At 70.2% G+C, this 20106-nt stretch carries 17 protein-coding genes, 2 tRNA genes and 2 pseudogenes; 15 read left to right on the forward strand and 6 right to left on the reverse strand.

Annotated elements, in window-relative coordinates:
• Positions 1-10: 10 nt before the first annotated feature.
• Complete coding sequence (locus ACQ859_RS11795; protein WP_431265943.1) at positions 11-532, reverse strand: hemerythrin domain-containing protein; 522 nt, start codon at positions 530-532, stop codon at positions 11-13.
• A gap of 2 nt (positions 533-534) precedes the next feature.
• On the reverse strand, positions 535-2013 hold the full coding sequence (gene argH, locus ACQ859_RS11800) for an argininosuccinate lyase (protein WP_431265944.1): 1479 nt from the start codon (positions 2011-2013) through the stop codon (positions 535-537).
• Positions 2014-2175: 162 nt separating this feature from the next.
• Between argH and ACQ859_RS11805 the strand changes: the two genes are divergently transcribed.
• Positions 2176-3384, forward strand: coding sequence for a sensor histidine kinase (locus ACQ859_RS11805; protein ID WP_431265945.1), 1209 nt, complete (start codon positions 2176-2178; stop codon positions 3382-3384).
• Between the two features lie 75 nt (positions 3385-3459).
• Positions 3460-4287, forward strand: coding sequence for a LytR/AlgR family response regulator transcription factor (locus ACQ859_RS11810; protein WP_431265946.1), 828 nt, complete (start codon positions 3460-3462; stop codon positions 4285-4287).
• Between the two features lie 41 nt (positions 4288-4328).
• On the opposite strand, the gene ppc is transcribed toward ACQ859_RS11810, so the two are convergent.
• Positions 4329-7085: a phosphoenolpyruvate carboxylase gene (gene ppc / locus ACQ859_RS11815; protein WP_431266518.1), complete on the reverse strand. Its 2757-nt coding sequence runs from the start codon at positions 7083-7085 to the stop codon at positions 4329-4331.
• Positions 7086-7503: 418 nt separating this feature from the next.
• On the opposite strand from ppc, the pseudogene hemC reads away from it, so the two are divergent.
• From hemC to ACQ859_RS11845, 6 genes and pseudogenes are all read left to right on the forward strand, one after another.
• Positions 7504-8432, forward strand: a pseudogene (gene hemC / locus ACQ859_RS11820) (hydroxymethylbilane synthase).
• Positions 8432-9295 (forward strand): uroporphyrinogen-III synthase, encoded by an 864-nt coding sequence (locus ACQ859_RS11825; RefSeq protein ID WP_431265947.1) that lies wholly within the window; start codon positions 8432-8434, stop codon positions 9293-9295. The pseudogene hemC and the gene ACQ859_RS11825 overlap by 1 nt, the downstream one beginning before the upstream one ends.
• Positions 9292-10461 carry a uroporphyrinogen-III C-methyltransferase gene (locus ACQ859_RS11830; RefSeq protein ID WP_431265948.1) on the forward strand — a complete coding sequence of 390 codons (1170 nt, stop codon included), beginning with the start codon at positions 9292-9294 and terminating at the stop codon, positions 10459-10461. The genes ACQ859_RS11825 and ACQ859_RS11830 overlap by 4 nt, the downstream gene beginning before the upstream one ends.
• A 10-nt stretch (positions 10462-10471) precedes the next feature.
• Positions 10472-11719: a heme biosynthesis HemY N-terminal domain-containing protein gene (locus tag ACQ859_RS11835; protein ID WP_431258368.1), complete on the forward strand. Its 1248-nt coding sequence runs from the start codon at positions 10472-10474 to the stop codon at positions 11717-11719.
• A gap of 126 nt (positions 11720-11845) precedes the next feature.
• Positions 11846-11922, forward strand: a tRNA-Arg gene (locus ACQ859_RS11840).
• Positions 11923-12033: 111 nt separating this feature from the next.
• Positions 12034-12110: transfer RNA gene (locus tag ACQ859_RS11845), tRNA-Arg, on the forward strand.
• A gap of 92 nt (positions 12111-12202) precedes the next feature.
• On the opposite strand, the gene ACQ859_RS11850 is transcribed toward ACQ859_RS11845, so the two are convergent.
• Positions 12203-13312 carry a CaiB/BaiF CoA transferase family protein gene (locus tag ACQ859_RS11850; protein WP_431265949.1) on the reverse strand — a complete coding sequence of 370 codons (1110 nt, stop codon included), beginning with the start codon at positions 13310-13312 and terminating at the stop codon, positions 12203-12205.
• A 107-nt stretch (positions 13313-13419) separates the two neighbouring features.
• Between ACQ859_RS11850 and greB the strand changes: the two genes are divergently transcribed.
• Positions 13420-13980, forward strand: coding sequence for a transcription elongation factor GreB (gene greB, locus ACQ859_RS11855; protein WP_431265950.1), 561 nt, complete (start codon positions 13420-13422; stop codon positions 13978-13980).
• Positions 13981-13989: 9 nt separating this feature from the next.
• Here the strand turns inward: greB and ACQ859_RS11860 are convergent.
• Positions 13990-16253 (reverse strand): annotated as a pseudogene (locus ACQ859_RS11860) (RelA/SpoT family protein).
• 248 nt (positions 16254-16501) lie between these two features.
• On the opposite strand from ACQ859_RS11860, the gene ACQ859_RS11865 reads away from it, so the two are divergent.
• The 6 genes from ACQ859_RS11865 (at position 16502) to ACQ859_RS11890 (ending at position 19712) form a co-directional block, all read left to right on the forward strand.
• Positions 16502-17125, forward strand: coding sequence for a hypothetical protein (locus tag ACQ859_RS11865; protein WP_431265951.1), 624 nt, complete (start codon positions 16502-16504; stop codon positions 17123-17125).
• A 151-nt stretch (positions 17126-17276) separates the two neighbouring features.
• Entirely contained in the window at positions 17277-17531 is a 255-nt protein-coding gene (locus ACQ859_RS11870; RefSeq protein WP_431265952.1) for a hypothetical protein, read from the forward strand.
• 253 nt (positions 17532-17784) lie between these two features.
• Positions 17785-18735: a sensor histidine kinase gene (locus ACQ859_RS11875; RefSeq protein WP_431265953.1), complete on the forward strand. Its 951-nt coding sequence runs from the start codon at positions 17785-17787 to the stop codon at positions 18733-18735.
• Positions 18732-18875 carry a hypothetical protein gene (locus ACQ859_RS11880; RefSeq protein WP_431265954.1) on the forward strand — a complete coding sequence of 48 codons (144 nt, stop codon included), beginning with the start codon at positions 18732-18734 and terminating at the stop codon, positions 18873-18875. Before ACQ859_RS11875 ends, ACQ859_RS11880 begins: the two co-directional genes overlap by 4 nt.
• Before the next feature lies 1 nt (position 18876).
• On the forward strand, positions 18877-19536 hold the full coding sequence (locus ACQ859_RS11885; protein ID WP_431265955.1) for a LytR/AlgR family response regulator transcription factor: 660 nt from the start codon (positions 18877-18879) through the stop codon (positions 19534-19536).
• Complete coding sequence (locus tag ACQ859_RS11890) at positions 19536-19712, forward strand: LytTR family DNA-binding domain-containing protein (protein WP_431266519.1); 177 nt, start codon at positions 19536-19538, stop codon at positions 19710-19712. The genes ACQ859_RS11885 and ACQ859_RS11890 overlap by 1 nt, the downstream gene beginning before the upstream one ends.
• Before the next feature lie 49 nt (positions 19713-19761).
• On the opposite strand, the gene ACQ859_RS11895 is transcribed toward ACQ859_RS11890, so the two are convergent.
• Positions 19762-20043, reverse strand: coding sequence for a hypothetical protein (locus ACQ859_RS11895; RefSeq protein WP_431265956.1), 282 nt, complete (start codon positions 20041-20043; stop codon positions 19762-19764).
• Between the last annotated feature and the right edge of the window lie 63 nt (positions 20044-20106).

The following is a 20106-nucleotide window of genomic DNA, read 5'->3' on the forward strand; positions in this document are numbered from 1 at the left end:
CCGGCGACGGTCAGTGTCCGCAGCTCGTCGATCCACAGGCCGAGACGGTCTGCTCGGCCAGTTCGGCCTCCTCGGCCTTGGCATCGGCATTCCCCGCGGCCCGGATCGGATCGCGGCATTCGCCGGTCTTCGGATCGAAGCCGCGCTGTTCCATCGTGTAGACCAGCGCCGCGTCCATCATCTCGGCATGACCGGGGAACCACTGCGACAGCTCGGTGCGGACGATGGACAGCGGCTCGCGGTCGCCCAGGTCCTCGGCATAGCGCACCACCTCGCGCATCACGTTCAGCACCATCGCATGCTGGCTGCTGTGGCAGTTCTCCGGCTCGAAGCCGGTCGCCGCCATCCAGCGCTCCTCCATCGCGAAGTGCTCCTCCGTGTGGGCGAGCAGTTCCTTGAATGCGGGCAGCGCGTCCTCGCCACGATCGAGCGCGTCGGCGTAGCGGTTCAGCAGCGTCACGAATTCCTCGTGCGTGTGATCCAGCTCCGGCTGATTCAGCACGAGCTCGTCGGTCCAGGCCAGGGCGCTCATGGTCAGGCCTTCACGACGGAGGAGGCGGCGCCGTCGGTGCCGGACGCACCCAGGCGCGCGCGGTGGCGCGCCACCTGCGCGCGGACCTGTGCCGGCGCCGTGCCGCCGAGGATGTTGCGCGCGTTCAGCGAGCCCGTCAGCGACAGCACCTCGTAGACGTCCTCGCCGATGCGCGGATCGAATTGCCGCAGCGCCTCCAGCGGCAGCGCCGACAGGTCGATGCCCTGCGCCTGCGCCGTCTTCACCGCGTGCGCGACGATCTCGTGCGCGTCGCGGAAGGCCAGGCCCTGCTTGACCAGGTAGTCCGCCAGGTCGGTCGCCGTCGCGTAGCCCTTGAGCGCCGCACGTTCCATCGCGTCGGCCTTGACCGTCAGGCCGGCCATCATCTCCGCGAAGATGCGCAGCGTGTCGCTCAGCGTGTCGACGGTGTCGAACAGCGGCTCCTTGTCTTCCTGGTTGTCCTTGTTGTAGGCCAGCGGCTGGCCCTTCATCAGCGTGATCAGGCCCATCAGGTGACCCACCACGCGGCCGCTCTTGCCGCGCGCCAGCTCGGGCACGTCCGGGTTCTTCTTCTGCGGCATGATGCTCGAGCCGGTGCAGAACCGGTCCGGCAGCGCGATGAAGCCGAAGGCCTGGCTCATCCAGAGGATCAGCTCCTCCGACAGGCGCGAGATGTGCACCATGACCAGCGTTGCCGCGGCGCTGAACTCGATCGCGAAGTCGCGGTCGCTGACGGCGTCCAGGCTGTTCTGCGCGACGCCTTCCATGCCCAGCGTGCGCGCGACGCGCTCACGGTCCAGCGGATAGCTCGTGCCGGCCAGCGCGGCGGCGCCCAGCGGCAGGCGGTTCACGCGCTTGCGGGTGTCGAGCAGCCGCTCGACGTCGCGGGCGAACATCTCGACGTAGGCCAGCAGGTGATGACCGAAGGCCACCGGCTGCGCCACCTGCAGGTGGGTGAAGCCCGGCAGGATCACGTCGGCATGGCGCTCGGCCTGGTCGACCAGCACGCGCTGCAGCTCGGCCAGCAGGCCGGCCAGCGTGTCGATCTCGCCGCGCAGCCACAGGCGCACGTCGGTGGCGACCTGGTCGTTGCGGCTGCGGCCGGTGTGCAGCCGCTTGCCGGCCAGGCCGACCAGCGTGGTCAGGCGGGCCTCGATGTTCAGGTGGACGTCCTCCAGGTCCAGCTGCCATTCGAAGCGGCCCGAGGTGATCTCCTCGCGGATCTGCGCCATGCCCTTCTGGATCGCGGCGAGGTCGTCCGCGCCGATGATCCCCTGCGCGGCCAGCATGTCCGCGTGGGCCAGAGAGCCCTGGATGTCGGCGGCCCACAGGCGCTTGTCGAAGTCGACGCTGGCGGTGTAGCGCTTCACCAGCTCGCTGACGGGCTCGGAGAACAGGGCGGACCAGGCTTGCGTCTTGTTGGCGAGCTGGTTGTCGGCGACCTGGGGAGTGGAAGGCTGGTCAGTAGGGGAGGAGGACATCGGCTTGCAAGGCGTTACGACTTCGCGGCACCCCGGGCGTATCCGCATGGGAAGCGGACGGACGCCTGGGTGAGAATGAGCCGCCGATTCTAAAGGGGCGCCGCCGTGGCGCCCGAGGGGCTGCAGTCAGAGGGCAGGACAGTGCGGGGACGGGAGGAGCCGATGGCCACGAAGGCAACGAACGGGAGAACGCCGGGGAAGGATCCGTCGCGCTCGACCCGGCCGTCGCGCGACGGGCGTGCGGGTCCGCCGGCGCCGGATCCACGGGGGCCGTCCACCCAGCCGCTGAGCACGCAGCCCCTGGACAGCCGGCCGATGCCGATGCAGCCCGCCTGGGAGGAAACCCGCCTGGACGCGCGGCCGGCCGAGCCGCCGCGCCTGATCGACGCGCAGCGGCGTTTCGACGTCTGCCATGTCGGCCTGGTGATGCGCGCCGTGCTGGGCGTGCAGCTGGTGCTGTCGCTGGGCCTGGCGATGACCTCCGAGACCTTGGCGCAATGGACCTGGGCAATGGGCGGCGCCTCGGTCGCGGCGCTGAGCGGGGTGCTGGCCTGGCTGCTGATCGTGTGCGCGTCCAAGCGGGTGCTGGCGCGCCTGCCCGAGTGGGCGCAGTGGACCTTGCCGATCGTGCTCGGCGCGCTGTGCGCGCATGGCGGGACGCTGCTGCTGGAGGCGGTGGACATCGGCGTGCTCGGCGCCTTGCAGCGGGCTGCGGCCCTGCTGGCGGGGGCGCTGGCGGCGGGGGCGCTGCTCAGCTGGCTGAAACTGCGCGAGCGTGCCCAGGCGCCCGCCGACGCGCTGGCGCGTCTGGTCGAGCTGCAGTCGCGCATCCGGCCGCATTTCCTCTTCAACACGCTGAACACCGCGATCGCGCTGGTGCGCGTCGACCCGAACCGCGCCGAGGAGGTGCTGGAGGACCTGGCCGAGCTGTTCCGCGTGGCGCTGGCGGACGCGGGGCCCACGGCCGAAGGCGTGCGGCTCGACCAGGAGGTCGAGCTGGCGCGGCGTTATCTGGCGATCGAGCAGTTGCGCTTCGGCGACCGGCTGCGGGTGCATTGGCAGCTCGATCCGCATGCCGCGGAGGCGCGCGTGCCGCCGCTGCTGCTGCAGCCGCTGGTGGAGAACGCCGTGCGCCATGGCGTCGAGCCCAACGACGGCGGCGGCGACGTCGACATCGTGACGCGGGCGCGCGGCAGCGAGATCGAGATCCGCGTCGTCAACACGGTCGGATTGCCGACGCGCGGCAAGGGGCACGGGCTGGCGCTGCGCAACGTGCGGCAGCGGCTCAGGCTGATGCACGATGTGGCGGCGCGCCTGGAGGCCAGTCCCGGCGAGGGACGTTTCGTGGTGCGCATCGTGATGCCGCGCTGAGGCGGCGCTCACGGGAACCGCACGAACAACGGAAGCAACGAGAGCAATGAGCACACCGGGACGGGAGGGAAGGACATGCTGACGCATCCGCCGCTGAGGGTCTTGATCGTCGACGACGAACCGCTGGCGCGGCTGCGTCTGCGGGGGTTGGTCGAAGCCAACGAGGAACCCCGCGCCGAGGTCGTGGCCGAGGCCGGCAGCGGCGACCAGGCGCTGGCGTGGCTCAAGGACCACGCCTGCGACCTGATCCTGCTCGACGTGCAGATGCCGGGCCTGGACGGGCTGGGGCTGGCGCAGGCGCTGCGCGGGCGCCCCTTCGCGCCGGCCATCGTGTTCGTCACCGCGCATGCGCAGCACGCGCTGCTGGCCTTCGAGCTGGAGGCGCTGGACTACCTGACCAAGCCGGTGCGGCGTGAGCGCCTGCAGGCCAGCCTGGCGCGGGCGATGCAGCGCATCGACGAGCGGACGGCGGCCAAGGCGCGCGAGGAGCGCGATGCCAACGGGCAGGAGTCGTCGCCGGGCACCGAGGCGCCGGTCATCAACATCACCGAGCGCGGACGGCTGCTGCGCGTGCCGCTGGCCGAGGTGCTCTATTTCAAGGCCGAGCTCAAGTACCTCACGCTGCGCACCGCGACGCAGAGCCATGTGATGGACGGCTCCCTCAGCGACCTGGAGCAGCGGCTCGGCGACCGCTTCCTGCGCGTGCACCGCAATGCGCTGGTCGCACGGTCGGCCGTGCGCGAACTGGAGCGCCACGTGCCCACTGACGGCCCCGCCGATGGCGACGGCGAGAACGGCGGCGAACTCGGCTGGGCGGTCCGCATCGCCCATGTCAACGAGTGGCTCGCCGTCTCGCGGCGGCAGGTGGCGGCCGTGCGCGAGGCGCTGGCGGGGCAGCGCTGAAGCGCTGACCCGTTCCCGCCCGACGCCTCGGCCTGTGTTGCTCAGCCGGTGTTGCGCAGGCCGGCGGCGATCCCGTTGATGGACAGGTGGATCCCGCGCTGGACGCGTTCCAGTCGAGGATCCTCCGCGCGCTTCTCGGCCGGGATTGCGCGATAACGTCGCATCAGCTCGACCTGCAGGTGGTTCAGCGGATCGATGTACGGGAAACGGTGTTCGATCGAGCGGGCCAGCGCCGGATTGGCCGCGAGGCGGCCGCTCTCGCCCGTGATGAGCGCGATGGCTTCCTCGGTGCGGGCGAACTCGGCCTCGATCGCGCCGAAGATCTTCTTCGCGAGGCGCTTGTCCTCGACCAGCTCCAGATAACGGCGCGCGATGTCGAGATCGGCCTTGGCCAGCACCATGTCCAGGTTGGACAGCAGTGTCTTGAAGAAGGGCCACTGCTTGTGCATGCGCTTGAGCAGCGCCAGCTTCTCGTCGCGGGCCGCCCCGTCCTTGCCATTGCCCTTCCCGAGGAAATCCTGGACGCCCGAGCCGAAGCCGCACCAGCCCGGCAGCGTGATGCGCGACTGCCCCCAGCTGAAGCCCCAGGGGATCGCCCGCAGGTCCTCGATGGCGCGCGTGGCCTTGCGCGAGGCGGGACGCGAACCGATGTTGAGCTCGGCGATCTCGCGGATCGGCGTCGTCGCGAAGAAGAAGTCGGCGAAGCCGGGCGTGTCGTAGACCAGCCCGCGGTAGGCCGCGAAGCTCGCGTCCGACAGCGCCTGCGCCGCGGTCATGAAGGACTGCGGCGCGGTCTTGGTCGGATGCAGCAGCGTGGCCTCCAGCGTGGCGGCGACCAGCGTCTCCAGGTTGCGCCGGCCGATCTCCGGGTTGGCGTACTTGGAGTTGATGACCTCGCCCTGTTCGGTCAAGCGGATCTGGCCGTTCACCGTGCCCGGGGGCTGCGCGAGGATGGCCTGGTAGCTCGGACCGCCGCCGCGGCCCACCGTGCCGCCGCGGCCGTGGAACAGGCGCAGCGTCAGCGGCCCCTGCTGGCGCAGCTCGTCGAAGAGCTGCACCAGCGCGATCTCGGCGCGGTACAGCTCCCAGCTGCTGGTGAACACGCCGCCGTCCTTGTTGGAGTCGGAGTAGCCCAGCATGATGTCCTGCTCGCCGCCGGAGCGGCGCACCAGCGCCGCCATGCCGGGCAGCTCGTAGAAGCCGCGCATGATGCCGGGCGCGTTGCGCAGGTCGGCGATGGTCTCGAACAGCGGCACCACGATCAGGTCGCTGACCGCGTTGCCGTCTAGCGTGCCGCGCAGCAGGCCGACTTCCTTCAGCAGCAGCTGCACCTCCAGCAGGTCGCTGACGTCCTCGGTGTGCGAAATGATGTAGTGGCGCAGCGCCTCGCGGCCGAAGCGCTTCAGCGATTCGCGCGCGGTCTCGAAGATCGCGAGCTCGCCCAGCGCGCGCTCGCTGTACTCGGCGCCCAGCACCCGCAGCGGGCGTGTCTGGTTCAGCAGGTCCACCAGCAGCGCGCGGCGCTCCTGCTCGCCCAGCGCCGAGTAGTCCTCGCAGACGCGGGCGTTCTTCAGCAGCTCGACGATGGTGAGCTCGTGCTGGTCGCTGCTCTGGCGCAGGTCCAGCGTTGCCAGGTGGAAGCCGAAGACCTGCACCGCGCGGATCAGCGGCTTGAGCCGCGGCGCGATCAGCGCGTGGGCATGGTGGCTCTCGAGCGAGTCCTGGATCACGCGCAGGTCCGCCAGCAGGTCCTCGGGGGACAGGTAGGGATCCTGCGGCGCGACCGCGTGGCGCAGCGCCTCGGTGCCGGTCAGCGATTCGAGCGTCGCGGCCAGGCGCGCGTACATGCCGGTGAGCGCGCGCCGGTAGGGCTCGTCCATCCGGTGCTCGTTCTGGTCAGGGCTGCGCTCGGCCAGGGCCTGCATCGCCGGCGTGACGCCCGTCAGTCGCAGCGAGATCGACAGTTCCGCGCCCAGTTCGTGCAGCTCGGTCAGGTAGTGGCGCAGCGCCAGCTCGCTCTGACGGCGCAGCGCCAGGCGCATCGTGTCGGCGGTGACGTTCGGGTTGCCGTCGCGGTCGCCGCCGATCCACTGGCCCATGCGCAGGAAGGGCGGCACGTCCTCGCCCGGCAGCGCTTCCTCCAACTCGGTGTAGAGCTTGGGGATCTCGCGCAGGAAGGTCGCGTGGTAGTAGCTCAGCGCGTTCTCGATCTCGTCGGCCACGGTCAGCTTCGAGTAGCGCAGCATCCGCGTCTGCCACAGCTGGGTGACGCGGGCGCGGATCAGGTGCTCGTTGGCGGCCAGTTCTCGCTCGGTGTGCAGGCGGTCGCGCGCGCCGACCAGCTCGGCCACGGCGCGCTCGGCGTCCAGGATGCTCTTGCGCTGCACCTCGGTCGGGTGGGCCGTCAAGACCGGCGACACGAAGCCGTGCGCCAGCGTCTTGGCGACCTCCGCCGGCCGGACCCCGGCATCGAACAGGCGTTCCAGCGCATACGCCAGCGATCCCGGCTGCAGCGAGCCCTCGCGCTCATGCACCTCGCGACGGCGCACGTGATGGCGGTCTTCGGCGATGTTGGCCAGGTGCGAGAAATAGCTGAATGCGCGGATCACGCTCACCGTCTGCTCGCCCGACAGGCCCTTGAGCAGCTTGTCCATCTGCTTGCCGGCCTGCGCATCGCGCTTCAGGCGGAAGGCGACCGACAGCTGCCGCACGCGCTCCACCAGTTCGTAGGCCTCGCGGCCTTCCTGCTCGCGGATCACCTCGCCCAGGATGCGGCCCAGCAGGCGGATGTCGTCCATCAGCGGCTGGTTCTTGTCCTTGATCGTCCTGATCGATCGGGTGCGGTCGGCCGCCTTGACGGCGGGCTTGGCGCCGGCCTTCGTGGCCGGCTTCCGGCTCGACGGGGTGACAGGTGTTGCGGCCGGCTTGGCACTGGCCTTGGCGCGGGACTTCGAGGAAGCGGAGCGGGCGGAGGAGGTACTGGCGGGCATGGCGGGCGTCAGAGGTTCGTCAGGGACCAGGGGGAGGGGTGATGTAACGAAGTTACCTTCGGTTGACTTTAGCAGTTTCTTCGTGCGCGGCTCGCCCGTCGGGGTGGCGTGACGTGGCGCGGGCGCCGCGACAAGCTCCGGGATCGCACAAGCCACGCTTCGCGGCAAACGAGCTTCCCTCCACCGAGGGACGACAGCGGGCGCCGCTCGGCTAGCATGCCGCCCCATGAACCAAGAATTCGTGATCGCCACCCGCGAGAGCCGCCTGGCCCTCTGGCAGGCGGAACATGTGCAGGCCCTGCTGCAGGCGCGCGGCCTCGGGGTGCGGCTGCTCGGGATGACCACGCGCGGCGACCAGATCCTGGACCGCACGCTGTCCAAGGTCGGCGGCAAGGGGCTGTTCGTGAAGGAGCTGGAGACGGCGCTCGAGGACGGCCGCGCGCAGCTCGCGGTGCATTCATTGAAGGACGTGCCGATGGAACTGCCGGAGGGCTTCGTGCTCGCGGCGGTGCTGGAGCGCGAGGACCCGCGCGACGCGCTCGTGTCGCCGACCTACGGGAACCTCGCGGCGCTGCCGCAGGGGCGTGCGTGGGCACGTCCAGCCTGCGCCGCGTGACGCAGCTGAAGAACCTGCGTCCGGACCTGCGCATCGAGCCGCTGCGCGGCAACCTCGACACCCGGCTGCGCAAGCTCGACGAGGGCCAGTACGACGCGATCGTGCTCGCCGCCGCCGGGCTCAAGCGCCTGCAGCTGGACGGCCGCATCAGCCAGTACTTCGACGTCGACGAGATGATCCCGTGCGCGGGGCAGGGCGCTCTGGGCATCGAGATCCGTGCCGGCCAGGCGCCGCTGACGGCGCATCTGGAAGCGCTGGCGCACCGGCCGACCTGGCTGGCCGCGGCGGCCGAGCGCGCGGTGTCCCGCGAGCTGGGCGGCAGCTGCTCGATGCCGCTGGCCGCGCACGCGGTCTGGGCGGCCGATGGGCGGCTGGCGCTCTCCGTGGCCCTGGGCCACCCGATCGAACCGGAGCGGGCCCTCCTGCGGGCGGGCTCGCGGGCGGCGGTGGGGGATCTCGCCGCGGCCGAAGCGTTGGGCATCGCCGCTGCCGCGGCGCTGCGCGAGCTCGGTGCCACCGAGTACCTGAAGGACGTCTGATGCCGGGCGCCGTCGCCCCGGTCCGCCTGCTCCTGACCCGCCCCCGGGCCCAGGCCGACGACTGGGCCAGACGCATGGCCGCCTTGGGCGTGCCCACCGCCTCGCTGCCGCTGATCGACATCGAACCGGCTGGCGATCCCGCCCCCATCGAAGCCGCCTGGTCGACCTTGCCGACCATGGACCTGGCGATGTTCGTCAGTCCCAATGCGGTCGAGCACTTCTTCGACCGCCGGCCCGCCGCGGCATCCTGGCCGGATCGGACCTGGGCGGCGACCGTCGGTCCGGGCAGCGCGCGGGCGCTGATCGAGCGCGGCGTGCCATCGGAGCGCCTCGTCCAGCCGCCAGCAGGGTCGGACAGCCTCGACTCGGAGCATCTGTGGCCGGAGCTGGTCCGCGTCACGGGCGCGGACTGGTCCGGCCGCCGCGCCCTGCTGGTGCGCGGCGACGGCGGACGCGAATGGCTGGGCGACCGGTTGCGCGATGCCGGCGCCGAGGTCGCCGCCGTCAGCGTCTATCGCCGGGCCTGTCCCCCGTTGTCCGCGGACACCGCCGCACTGCTGCGCGAGGCGCTGCAGGCGCCGGAGCGCCATGTCTGGCTCTTCAGCAGTTCGGAGGCGATCGGCCATCTGGAGGCCCTCGAAAAGGGGACGTGCAGCGCGCGGGAGCCGGGCGCCGATGACAGCCGCGAGGACCCGTCCCCCGCCATTTGGGGACCTGTCCGCGCCCTGGCCACCCACGAACGCATCGCCGCCCGAGCACAGGCCCTCGGCGTGGGGCATGTGGTTTTGGTGCGACCGGAATCGGAGGCCGTCGCCGCCGGGTTCCGGATGCTGTCAGGGTCCACCCTAGAATCGCCGACGTGAGCGAGACCACCACCCCAGCGGCCGACGTTCCGTCGCCCCACAAGCCCGCCCGGCAATCCGGCGCCACCTTGACCCAGGCCGTCGTGGCCTGCGTCGGTCTGGTGGCCCTGCTGGCCCTCGGTCTGGCCTGGCAGAGCCAGCAACGGCTCAAGCAGGTCGAGCAGGAACTCGTCCGGCGCCAGGACAGCAGCCAGAGCGAGGCCAACATCGCCCGCGACCAGGCGCGTCAGGCGCAGGACCTCAGCCGCGACACCGCGGCCAAGGTCGCGCTGCTGGATGCGCGCCTGGGCGAGGTCGCCGTGCAGCGGGAGCAGCTCGACACGCTGATGCAGTCGATGAACCGGTCGCGTGACGAGAACGTGGTCGGCGACATCGAGTCCTCGCTGCGCGTGGCGATGCAGCAGAGCACCATCACCGGCAGCGTCGAGCCGCTGGTGGCCGCGCTGAACCAGTCCGACGTGCGCTTGGCCCGCTACAAGCAGCCGCGCCTGGAAGGGGTCCGCCGCGCCGTGACGCGCGATCTCGAACGCATCAAGGCGGTCAGCGTCGTGGACGTGTCGACGCTGACGATCAAGCTGGACGAGGTGGTGCGGCAGGTCGACGATCTCCCGCTGCTGGCCGTCGCCCAGCCGGGGCAGGATCCGTCCGGCGCCTCCGCGGCCCCGGCCACGCAACACCCGACCCCGGCGTCCGCCGGCACGAAGACCGCTGCCCCGCGCAAGCCCGCCTCCGCGGCGTCTGCAGGCGCCTCGCAGGCCGGCACGGACGGCGAGACCGGCTGGTGGACCCACCTCTGGGATCAGGCCGGCGATCGCTGGACGACGCTGTCCGGCGACATCTGGCGCGAGGCCCGCGGACTGCTGCGCGTGACCCGCATCGAGCATCCGGAAGCCGCGCTGATCGCGCCCGAGCAGGCCTTCTTCCTCCGCGAGAACCTCAAGCTGCGGCTGCTGAACGCCCGGCTGGCGCTGCTGAGCCGGCAGTTCGACACCGCACAGGTCGACCTGCGCGAGGCGCAGGCGATGCTGGAGCGCTATTTCGACGCGCGTTCGCGCAAGCTGACCCAGACGACGGAGTTGCTGCGGCAGGTGCAGGGCCAGTCCCGGCAGGTGAGCGTGCCGCGCCCCGACGACACGCTGGCCGCGCTGAGCGCGGTCGCGCGCTGAGGAGATCGCCATGCGCATGGTGATCTGGCTGGTGCTGCTGTTCGTCGCCGCCGTCGTGGCGGCGCTCACGCTGGGCAACAACGACGGCCTCGCCAGCTTCTACTGGCGCGGCTGGCGCATGGACCTGTCGCTCAACCTCTTCCTCCTGCTGCTGGTGGCGGGCTGCTTCGCGCTGATGACGCTGATGCAGACGCTGGACGCGCTGCTGACCCTGCCCAAGCGGGCACGCCTGTGGCGCATGGCGCAGCGCGAGCGCAGCGCCCAGATCGCCTTGCGCGAGGCCTGGGCGGAATACTTCGGCGCCCGCTACAGCCGGGCCCAGAAGGCCGCGCAGCGCGCGCTCGCCATCCAGGCGCAGACGCCCGACCTGGCGCAGGACGGTGCCTTCATGGCGCTGGCGCACCTGGTGGCCGCCCAGAGCGCCCACCGGCTGCAGGACCGGCGCAACCGCGACGAGCACCTGCGCCAGTCCTTGCAGGTGGCCGCCACCTCGGCGGGCGCCCGCGTCCAGGAGGAGGGCGCGAGACTGCTGGCCGCCGAATGGGCGCTCGACGACCGTGATGCCGCCCGCGCGCTCGGCCTGCTGGGTGAACTGACCCCGGGCGTGGCGCGCCGCACGCAGGCCCTGCGGCTGAAGCTGCAGGCCAGCCGGCTCGCGCACGAGCCGCTCGAGGCGCTGCGCACCGCGCGCCTGCTGGCCAAGCACCAGGGCTTCTCGAAGGCGGCCGCGCAGGGCCTGCTGCGCTCGCTCGCCTGCGAGGCGCTCGACGCCGCGCGCGACATCGATCAACTGCGCGGGATCTGGCAGCAGCTGGATGCTTCGGACCGGCGCGATGTGTTCGTGGCCTCGCGCGCCGCGAACTGCGCGGCGGGCCTGGGCGCGCCTGAAGATGGTCGTGGCTGGCTGCGGCCCTTCTGGGAATCGATCGCCGAGCAGGGCGCCGACGAGCGCCAGGCGCTGGCCGAGGCGCTGGTGCTGTGCATGCCGGGCCTGGGACCGGAATGGCTGCAACGGCTGGAAGGCGCGGTGCAGCGGTTCCCGCGCGACGGCACGATGGCCTTCGCACTGGGGCACGCGCTGGCGGAGCGTCAGTTGTGGGGCAAGGCGCGTCTGATGCTCGAGCAGGCGGCGGAGGATCGCGAACTGACCCTCAACGCCCGCCGCCGCAGCTGGCTGCGATTGGCAGAGATGGCCGACCAGGACGAAGACTCGGAACGCCGGGCCCGGTGCTACGAGGCCGCTGCGCGTCTCGGATGACGGCCTGGAGGGCCGTCGAGGTGCCCGGGGAAGGGGATTCATCCTGCCGCGACCAGCGCAAGAATGAATTTTTTGTCGAGATACTTGCAGACCCTCAAAAACGCATGCTATAGTCGCAGTCTTTCAGCGGCTGTAGCTCAGTTGGATAGAGTACTTGGCTACGAACCAAGGGGTCGTGGGTTCGAATCCTGCCAGCCGCACCAGAAAAACTGTTGAATCTCCGGGTGACCGGAGATTCGGCAAGCAAAAGAAGAAGTAACAACAAAAACCTGGGATCGCTTCCACGACGGCGGTTCCTGATCAGTAAAAGTCGAGCGGCTGTAGCTCAGTTGGATAGAGTACTTGGCTACGAACCAAGGGGTCGTGGGTTCGAATCCTGCCAGCCGCACCAAATAGAAAGCCAGCGTTGAAAGACGCTGGCTTTTTCTTTGCCTGAATGATTTCGGGCCGCATTCCCGAACTGGTTTGAATCGTCGCCTCCGGTTATTCCGGGCGAATATCGTCCGGGCGTGATAACTCCTGCTGGATATCGTTGCCGATCGTCGAGGGGCCTGGTCTCGCCGGCGTCCGTGACAGTTTCGGCGCCGGCATCGGCCACGCTTGGCCGTCCTGCATGAAGAAGTTGCGGCGAGCCTGCTGATGCGGATGCAAAGGCGCCTCGGCGGCGGTCAGCACCGGCGCCGCGCAAGCATCTGTCCCTTCAAAGACGGCCGCCCAGTGCGCGAGCGGCTCTTGCCGGAGACGTGCGGCCACCGCGTCGCGCAGGGCGGGCCACGCCGCGGGATCGTCCTGCGGCGGTGCCGGGAGGTCCAGCCGCGCCATGAGCTCCTGCTGGAAGGGCGCCTCGATGGCGCCGAGCGACAACCAGCGCCCGTCCGCGCATTCGAAGCAGTCGTAGAAGTGCGAGCGGTGCAGGAAAAGGTTGCGCGAGGGGTCGTCGTCCCAGCGGCCACCGGCCCGCAGGGCCTGGATGAGCGTCCCCATGTAGCCGACGCCATCCAGGATCGCCGCGTCCACGACCTGGCCTCGTCCTGAGCGGCGCGACTCCCACAGGGCGCACATCAGGCCGAAGAGCATCGTCAGGGCGCCGCCGCCGATGTCGCCGAGCAGCGTGGCAGGCAGCGCGGGCGGCTGGCCCGGACGTGCCGCAAAGGGCATCAGGCCGCTCAACGCGACGTAGTTGATGTCATGGCCGGCGCTGTGCGCCATCGGCCCCGTCTGGCCCCATCCGGTGAGCCGGGCGTATACCAGCGTCGGATGCGCGGCGAGCAGCGTGTCCGGACCTAGCCCGAGGCGCTCCATGACACCGGGGCAGAAGCCTTCGATCAGCGCGTCACTGCGCGCAACCAGGTCGCGTACCCGGGCCAGGCCGGCGGGCGACTTCAGATCCGCCTGCACGACGGTCTTGCCGCGGTTCAGCGCCGGGCCGCCGCCGAGCCGGGTCTCGCCGCCCGGGCGCTCGACGACAGTCACCTCGGCGCCGAAGTCGGCCAGCATGAGCCCCGCGAACGGCGCGGGTCCGATGCCGGCGAACTCCAGGATCCTCAGCCCGCTCAACGGACCGCTCGCGCCGGCATCCAGGGTGTCGCTCATGCCCATCCTTTCCCGGGAATCCCGGATCGTCACACCATAGCGCGTCGGCGCTGGGGGCTCTGTGCGTCTGAGCGAGGACGCCGCTGGCGCGCGACACAATAGCCGCCATGAGCAAGGCATTCACGAAGGAATCCGACAGCGGTGACGATGACGACGAAGGCCCGTCGCTGCCCGCGTTGCCGCAGGGCTCGCGCAACTACATGACGCCGGCGGGATACGCGCGGCTGCGCGCCGAGTTCATGCAGTTGCTGGACGTCGAGCGGCCCAAGATCGTCGAGATCGTCTCCTTGGCCGCGAAGAACGGCGACCGCTCGGAGAACGGCGACTACCTCTACGGCAAGAAGCGCCTGCGCGAGATCGACCGCCGCCTGCGCTTCCTCACGAAGCGCCTGGACATCGCCGAGGTCGTCGATCCCAGCGCCCATCACGGCAGCGACCAGGTGTTCTTCGGCGCGACGGTGACCTATGCCAATTCAAAGGGCGAGGAGCGGACCATCACCATCAAGGGCATCGACGAATCGGACAGTCTGGCGGGCGAAGTGAGCTGGGTGTCTCCGATCGCGCGCACTTTGCTCAAGGCGCGGGAGGGCGACGAACTGCAGCTGGTGACACCGGTCGGTGTCGAGCCGATCGAGGTCGTCGAGGTGCGCTACCCGGAACCCGGCTGATCCGGACGATCAGGGTTTGACGCGCCAGGCGCGCATGACCGCGCTCGAGCGCTTGAGCGTGCGCAGCGCGTCGGCCAGATGCAGCCGGTCGCGCACGGCCAGCAGCAGGGTCATCTCCGCCGTTTCGCGCTGCTGCGAGTCGTCGCTCATCGCGATGTGGGTGATGTCGGCCTCGGCGCTGCTGACGGCCGTCGCGATCTGCGCCAGCACGCCCTTGCCGTTGCGCATCAGCACGCCGACCTCGGCCTCGAAGCTGCGGGTCAGCTCCTCCCCCAGCCCACGGCGATCCAGTGCTCGCTGTCGCGCTGGAACAGCCGTCTGCCGACCGAGCATTCGGCCGTGTGCACCACCAGGCCCTCGCCGCGGCCCAGGTAGCCCTTGATGTCGTCGCCGGGAATCGGCCGGCAGCAGGTGGCCAGCCGCACCGACGCGCCTTCGCTGCCGTCGATCAGCACCTGGCCCTGCGACGGCGCGTCGTCGGTGGCGAACCGCCCCATCGTCAGAAGCACGGCATCGGGTCGCTGGCCCTGGTCGGACAGCGTGCGCGCGAGCTTCTTCGCCACGATCGTGGCGATCTTGCGGCCCAGGCCGATCTCGACGAGCAGCTCGTCGACCTGACGATTGCCCGCCCAACGTGCCAGGTCCTGCCACAGCGCGGCGGCGGCCTCGTCCTCGGGCCGGAGACTGGGCAGCGCCAGGCCTTCCGCGCGCAGCGCCTGCGCCAGCATCTTGTGGCCGAGTTCGCGCGACTCCTCCTGCTCCAGGTTCTTCAGGAAGTGCCGGATCTTGGATCGCGCCCGGCCGGTGCGCACGAAACTCAGCCACGCCGGATTCGGTCGCGCGCCGGCGGCGGTGACGACCTCGATCACGTCCCCGCTGCGCAGTTCGGTGCGCAGCGGCACCGGCTCGCCGTTGACCTTGGCGGCGACGCAGTGGTCACCGACGTCCGAGTGGATGGCGTAGGCGAAGTCCACCGGCGTCGCGCCCTTGGGCAGGGCCATGATCTTGGACTTCGGCGTGAACACGTAGACCGCGTCGGGGAACAGGTCGATCTTGACGTGCTCCAGGAACTCGGTCGCGTCGCGGGTCTCGTCCTGGATGTCCAGCAGCGACTGCAGCCAGCGCGATCCCAGCTGCTGCGCGCCCTTGGCGTCGCCCTTGCTCTTGTACAGCCAGTGCGCCGCCACCCCCTTCTCGGCGACCATGTGCATCGCCTCGGTGCGCATCTGGAATTCCACCGGTGTGCCCAGCGGGCTGACCAGCGTCGTGTGCAGCGACTGGTAGCCGTTGGGCTTGGGAATGGCGACGTAGTCCTTGAAGCGGCCCGGCTGGGGCTTGTAGAGCTGGTGCAGCACGCCCAGCGACCAGTAGCACTGGGGCAGGTCCTGCACGATCACGCGGAAGCCGAAGATGTCGCTCACCTGCGCGAAGCTCAGGTGCTTCTCTCTCATCTTCTTGTAGATGCTGAACAGCGTCTTCTCGCGGCCCTGGATCTCGACGCGCAGGTTGGCCTCGGAGAAGGCCTTCTGCACGTCGCGCTCGATGCGCGACACCAGGTCGCGCCGGTGGCCGCGGGCCTTCCCGACGGCCTTGGCCAGCGCGCCGTGCCGCCAGGGGTGGATGTACTGGAACGACAGTTCCTGCAGTTCCCGGTAGATCTCGTTGAGGCCGAGCCGGTGGGCGATCGGGGCGTAGATGTCCAGCGTTTCGCGGGCGATGCGGCGGCGCTTGTCGAACGCCATGTGCTGCATCGTGCGCATGTTGTGCAGGCGGTCGGCCAGCTTGATCAGGATGACGCGGACGTCCCGCGCCATGGCCAGCAGCATCTTGCGGAAGCTCTCCGCCTGGGACTCCTCGCGGGTCGAGAACTGCAGCTTGTCCAGCTTGGTCAGGCCGTCGACCAGTTCCGCGGTCGGCGCCTCGAAGCGCTCGATCAGCTCGGTCTTGGTGACGCCGCAGTCCTCCATCGCGTCGTGCATCAGCGCGGCCATGATGGCCTGCGCGTCCAGGCGCCAGTCGGCGCACAGGCCGGCGACGGCGATCGGATGGGTGATGTAGGGCTCCCCGCTGGCCCGGAACTGGCCCAGATGGGCCTCGTCGGCGAACTTGTAGGCCTCGCGGATGCGCTTGACGTCGGCCTTGGGCAGATAGTGCAGGCGGTCCACGAGCGCGTCGAACGAGGACGCCTCGCCGGCCGTGTCCGGCGTGGCCTTGGGGCCGGCCAGCCCGGTCAGGCCTGGAATGTGAGCGGTTGCGAAGGAGCGGAGACCCATGCGGTGCAATTTAACCGATGGCGCCAGGGGTTTCCGGCGAGTGGACATGCGGCCTCGACCCTCCTTCAGGCCCCGGTTTAGGGGTTTGTCCCTATCAAGAAAATGCGAAACAGTCGGATCGGGGCCTAAAGTCCGGAGATCGCCCGCCGATAAACCGAACATGCCCTGGAAGGGCGTTGGCCCGGAACCGTGTTCCGGACCCGGCAACCGCTGGCCGAAATGTGCGGACACCTCGCGGGAGGCTCGCCATGATTCCTGTTTCCAACAACACAACGACATTGAACGGTCCCGGTGCGACCACCGGGCAGTCGGCGCGCGTGCGCGAGGCCGGCGTCGACGATCCCTCGACCGCGTCCCAGGTCGAGGCCTCCGCCGTGGTGAGCCTGTCGCCGCAGGCGGCGAGTCTGGCCGCGTCCAGCCAGCCCGGCGCTTCCGCACCCGCCCAGGCGGCCACCGGACCCGCGGCGGCGGTAAGGACCGCGACGCCACAGCCGGTCACCGCCGCACCCGCCGCGCCCGCCGCCCAACTGGCGGCGGCCCAGGCCCCCGCACCCACCGCAGCCGCACCGGCCGCTCCAGCGCCTGCCGGTCCCGCCACGGTGACGGCGCAAAGCACCTCCTTCCAGCCATCGAATGCCCGGGCCGCCGTGGTGTCCCAGGACGAAAAGTTCCCCGAGCCGGTCAGTCTGGTGCCGAACCTGGTCTATGCCGAGGCCGATTCGGACCAGAACGGTGTCATCTCGCCGTCGGAGCGCCGGGCGTACGACGTCCTCCACCCCACGCTGGGCCAGCGCCCGGCCGACGTGCCGCCCAAGCGCGTCGTCGATGCCGAGTTGCGCGAGTACACCTCGATCGCCAACAACCGGTTCTGAGCCCGCCGCTCGATATCGCCCGATAGGGGGATCCGGGAGGGTCTCCCCTTCCGAGGGCCCTCCTCAGTCGGGTATGCATCTCGCGTTCCAGCGCGCAAAGTGGACTCCATCGCAGCTCCCGACGAGCTGCCTGTCGTTGAAGGAGTCAGCCATGCACTTCGCCGAGATCGAAACCGGGGACTACCGCATCTACGCTGGCGCGATCGAGCGCCCGCGCCAGTTCGGCTATGTGGCGGCGGTCGTCGTGGTGCGCACCAGCCTCAGCGAGGCGATGAACAAGCGCGAGGCCTTCCGTGACGAGAACCTGGCCGGTGGATACGGCTGGGCGACGCCGGCGGAAGCGCTGCGCTTCGCCATCAATGCCGGCAAGGAAGCCGTGATGTGCCGGATCGGGATGTACGCATGAGCGCGCTGCACCGCAGCGCCGAGGTGCGCGCCGACATCGGCGCGGAAGGCTCGGTCCCCGTGTCCATGGCTGAGGAGGACGACCTGTTCGAGGACTTCCTCGCCTCGCTGCCCCGGGTCCATGCGGCGCCCACCCCACAGCGGCGGGCGATTGCCGGCCCGGTTGTCGTGGCTCAAGCGGCTCATCCCGTGCTTCGTCGCGTCGGCGCCCGCCTGCGCTTGGATCGCCGCCTCGGGGCCGCTATCGTGCGGCCATGTCGACCCCGGTCCTCCCTGTCAGCCCGCCAGAGCCCCCGCATCCGGCCTGGCATGGGTTCGTCTCCTACCTGACGCCGCAGCGGGTCCTGCTGGCCCTGGCGCTCGCCACCGTCTTCGCGCTGGCGCTGCAACCGATCTTCATCACGCCGTTCCCGGTCCTGCTGGGGCGGACGATGTTCGTGGGGATGCTGGCGCTGCTGGCGTTCTCGGCGGCCGGGCAGTGGCCGCGCCGGCTGCCCCGATGGTGGGCGCGCTGGCTGTTCCAGGTCGTCGTCGTTGCGGCGGCGGTGCCGCTGGCCACGCTCGCGGTCTACATGGTGGCCGTCGGTGGCGACTTTTCCAGCTTTGTCGAGTCCGAATCCCGGATGCTCGGCTTCCTCTGGATCGCGGGCTCCGGTCTGGTGGTCGGCCCGTTGCTCGCGATGGGCGCGCTCTACCGCCAGCGGGACGCCGAAGCCCGCAACCAAGCGCTCAGCTTCGAACTCGAGCGCAGCGAACTGGAGCGGCAGGCCCTGGACGCCCGACTGCGGCTGCTCCAGGCGCAGGTCGAGCCGCACTTCCTGTTCAACACGCTGGCCAACGTCCGTGCGCTGGTGGAGACCGGCTCGCCGCAGGCCGCGCCGGTGTTGCGCAGCCTGATCGCGTATCTGCGCGCGGCGATGCCGCGGCTGCAAGGCGACGCCACGATGCTGTCGGACGAGGTCGCGCTGGTGCGTGCCTACCTCGAACTGATGCACCTGCGCATGCCAGACCGGCTGGACTACCGGGTCGATCTCCCGCCGGAGCTCGGCAGCCTGCGCTTCCCGCCGATGGCCTTGCTGACGCTGGTCGAGAACGCGGTGCGCCACGGCGTCGATCCGAGCGAGGAGGGGGGCGCATCGAGGTGGGCGGAGCGCTGCATGACGGGCAGGTCCGGCTCTGGGTCAGTGACACCGGCGTCGGCATGACGCAGAGCATGGGCAGCGGCACCGGGCTGCGCAATCTGCGCGAACGGATGACGCTGTTCTACGGGCTCGGCGCCACGCTGACGCTGACCGAGAATCTGCCGCACGGCCTGCGCGCCGAAGTGCGTTTCACCCCGCAATGACATGAGCCCTGCACCGACCGCCCTGATCGCCGACGACGAACCGCTGCTGCGCGACAGCCTGCAGCGCAGCCTCGCCTTGCTGTGGCCGGAACTGCGCGTCGTCGCGCAGGCGCGCAACGGACGCGAGGCCGTGGAGATGTTCGACGTGCACCGGCCCGACATCGCCTTCCTGGACGTCCACATGCCGGGCCTGAACGGGATGGAGGCGGCGCGCCAGATCGCGCGCCAGGCGCAGGTCGTGTTCGTCACCGCCTTCGAGGAATACGCGCTGCAGGCGTTCGAGCGTGGCGCGATCGACTACCTGGTCAAACCGGTCGACGAAGCCCGGCTGGCCGACACGGTGGGCCGCTTGAAGGATCGTCTTGCCGAACGTCTGACCGAACGCCCGCGCCATCCGCGCGGCGAGGGCAGTCAGGCGGCGCTCGAAGCCGTCATCGACGAACTCGCCCGGCGCATGGCCCGCCCGCCGGGCGCCCCTGCACCGGCGGCCGGTGGCCTGGCGACCGACACGGGGCCGCTGCAGTGGATCCGTGCCTCGGTGGGCTCGACGCTGAAGCTGATCCCGGTCGACGAGATCCTGTTCCTGCGTTCGGACGAGAAGTACACGCTGGTCGTCACCGCCGAGGGGAGGCGCTCATCCGCACGCCGATCCGCGAGCTGATCGAGCGGCTCGACGCGCAGCGCTTCGTGCAGGTGCATCGCTCGGTGGTCGTGAACCTGCACGCGATCAGCCACGTCACGCGCGGTCCCAACGAAACGGCGGACCTGCACCTGAAGGCCCGCCCCGAGGTGCTGCCGGTCAGCCGCAGCTACCTGCACCTGTTCCGGCAGATGTGAGAGGCCCTCGGGCGAAGACCGGCGCGTGCCGGTCCTCGGTCCCTGGCGTTCAGCGGCCCGGCTGCGCCTTTTCCAGCGGCTGGGGCGCGGCGGGCAGCGGCACCTGCTGTGCCTTGCCCTGCACGACCACCGGTTCCAGCTGCCACATCGGCGCCGCGACATTGACCATCTGCACGACGGCCATCACGGCCACGGCGATGATCGCCACCATCAACGCGGTGTGCATCGCACCGTCGGAGAAACGGTGCATCTCGCGCTCATCGTTGGCCGACGGCTTGTGCCGTGCCAGTGCGCGCCAGCCGTTCCACGCCTGAGAGAGTCGGGTGTCCATGGTCTCTGCTCCTCGTCGACAACCTGGATCAAGTCTAGGTCGCGGCCCGGAGTGCTTCCAGCG

It is taken from the genome of Roseateles chitinivorans (assembly GCF_050632235.1).
In the GTDB taxonomy this organism is placed as follows: Bacteria; Pseudomonadota; Gammaproteobacteria; order Burkholderiales; family Burkholderiaceae_C; genus Roseateles; species Roseateles chitinivorans_A.

What these genes read in the sequence shown, in the direction of transcription:
- ACQ859_RS11795 (WP_431265943.1), bottom strand. Translation starts at nt 532, where the DNA reads ATGAGCGCCCTGGCCTGGACCGACGAGCTCGTGCTGAATCAGCCGGAG.
- argH (WP_431265944.1), bottom strand. Translation starts at nt 2,013, where the DNA reads ATGTCCTCCTCCCCTACTGACCAGCCTTCCACTCCCCAGGTCGCCGAC.
- ACQ859_RS11805 (WP_431265945.1), top strand. Translation starts at nt 2,176, where the DNA reads ATGGCCACGAAGGCAACGAACGGGAGAACGCCGGGGAAGGATCCGTCG.
- ACQ859_RS11810 (WP_431265946.1), top strand. Translation starts at nt 3,460, where the DNA reads ATGCTGACGCATCCGCCGCTGAGGGTCTTGATCGTCGACGACGAACCG.
- ppc (WP_431266518.1), bottom strand. Translation starts at nt 7,085, where the DNA reads ATGGACGACATCCGCCTGCTGGGCCGCATCCTGGGCGAGGTGATCCGC.
- ACQ859_RS11825 (WP_431265947.1), top strand. Translation starts at nt 8,432, where the DNA reads ATGCCGGGCGCCGTCGCCCCGGTCCGCCTGCTCCTGACCCGCCCCCGG.
- ACQ859_RS11835 (WP_431258368.1), top strand. Translation starts at nt 10,472, where the DNA reads ATGCGCATGGTGATCTGGCTGGTGCTGCTGTTCGTCGCCGCCGTCGTG.
- ACQ859_RS11850 (WP_431265949.1), bottom strand. Translation starts at nt 13,312, where the DNA reads ATGAGCGACACCCTGGATGCCGGCGCGAGCGGTCCGTTGAGCGGGCTG.
- greB (WP_431265950.1), top strand. Translation starts at nt 13,420, where the DNA reads ATGAGCAAGGCATTCACGAAGGAATCCGACAGCGGTGACGATGACGAC.
- ACQ859_RS11865 (WP_431265951.1), top strand. Translation starts at nt 16,502, where the DNA reads ATGATTCCTGTTTCCAACAACACAACGACATTGAACGGTCCCGGTGCG.
- ACQ859_RS11870 (WP_431265952.1), top strand. Translation starts at nt 17,277, where the DNA reads ATGCACTTCGCCGAGATCGAAACCGGGGACTACCGCATCTACGCTGGC.
- ACQ859_RS11875 (WP_431265953.1), top strand. Translation starts at nt 17,785, where the DNA reads ATGTCGACCCCGGTCCTCCCTGTCAGCCCGCCAGAGCCCCCGCATCCG.
- ACQ859_RS11880 (WP_431265954.1), top strand. Translation starts at nt 18,732, where the DNA reads ATGACGCAGAGCATGGGCAGCGGCACCGGGCTGCGCAATCTGCGCGAA.
- ACQ859_RS11885 (WP_431265955.1), top strand. Translation starts at nt 18,877, where the DNA reads ATGAGCCCTGCACCGACCGCCCTGATCGCCGACGACGAACCGCTGCTG.
- ACQ859_RS11895 (WP_431265956.1), bottom strand. Translation starts at nt 20,043, where the DNA reads ATGGACACCCGACTCTCTCAGGCGTGGAACGGCTGGCGCGCACTGGCA.